Here is a 1090-nt window from a genome sequence, read left to right as displayed (position 1 = left end):
GCGCGTTGCAGGGCGGACCCGACATCACCAACCCCAAGAGCCTGGTGTCGATGGCGGTGTCGAGCATCGGTCTGTGGCGCAACGCGCTCAAGGTGAGCCTGCTGTCGGCGGCCGATGTGAAGGCGGTGCCGGGCGCGTCCAAGATGTTCCCGGCCGTCGGCAAGATCATCAACGGGCTCGACGGCAATTTCCGCTGGCAGCATCTGCCGGTGCCGTTCGAGGTGTACTCCGACGGCATCTCGCTGCCGGTGTTCGAGGAGTTCGGTTCCGGCGCGGCGGCTCTGCACCTGTCCGACCACATCGACGAGCAGCGTCACCTCATGCAGGACGAGGAGTACCGCCGCACCTTCCGCAAGGACTACGACAACAAGTACGGCCCGCGCGCGTGGCACCGCGACTTCTTCGATGCCGACATCGTCGAATGCCCCGACGAGACCGTCATCGGCAAGACCTTCGGTGAGGTCGGTGTCGACCGTGGGGGTCTGCACCCGGTCGACGCGTTCCTCGACCTCGTCGTCGAACACGGCGACAAGCTGCGCTGGCGCACCACCATCTCCAACCACCGACCCGAGGTGGCCGACGTCCTGGCCGCCGACCCGTCGGTCCAGCTCGGCTTCTCCGACGCGGGCGCGCACCTGCGCAATATGGCCTTCTACAACTTCGGTCTGCGCCTGCTCCGTCGCGTCAACGACGCCGCGACCAGCGACAAGCCGTTCATGACGGTCGAGCACGCGGTGCACCGCCTCACCGGCGAACTGGCCGACTGGTACGGCCTGGACACCGGCCACCTGCGCGTGGGTGATCGCGCCGACGCGGTCGTCATCGACCCCGCCCACCTGGACGAAACCCTGGACGCCTACGCGGAGAGTCCCCTCGCGATCTTCGGCAACCTGTCGCGCATGGTCAACCGCAACGACGACACCGTCACCGCGGTCTTCGTCAACGGCCGCTACGTCTTCGGTGAGGGCGAAGCGGATCCCGTACTCGGCACCGAACGAGTGGGAGCCTTCCTGCGCGCGGAGTAGGACCGCCGCCCGGCGCTCGCCGCGCGTCCGGGTACTCGCCGCTGACTCGTCGCGCACCCTGACCC

The 1090-nt window shown here is 68.0% G+C and carries 1 protein-coding gene; it reads left to right on the top strand.

Features of this window, described 5'->3' with window-relative positions:
- Positions 1 to 1025: amidohydrolase family protein (locus ACFWF3_RS36875; RefSeq protein ID WP_379318884.1), on the top strand; the 1025-nt coding region annotated here is incomplete at its 5' end.
- Positions 1026 to 1090 lie beyond the last annotated feature (65 nt).

Source organism: Nocardia sp. NPDC060220 (assembly GCF_042727815.1).
Classification (GTDB): domain Bacteria; phylum Actinomycetota; class Actinomycetes; order Mycobacteriales; family Mycobacteriaceae; genus Nocardia.
Note: the sequence above shows the minus strand (reverse complement) of the source record. Positions and strands in the feature narration are given on the sequence as shown.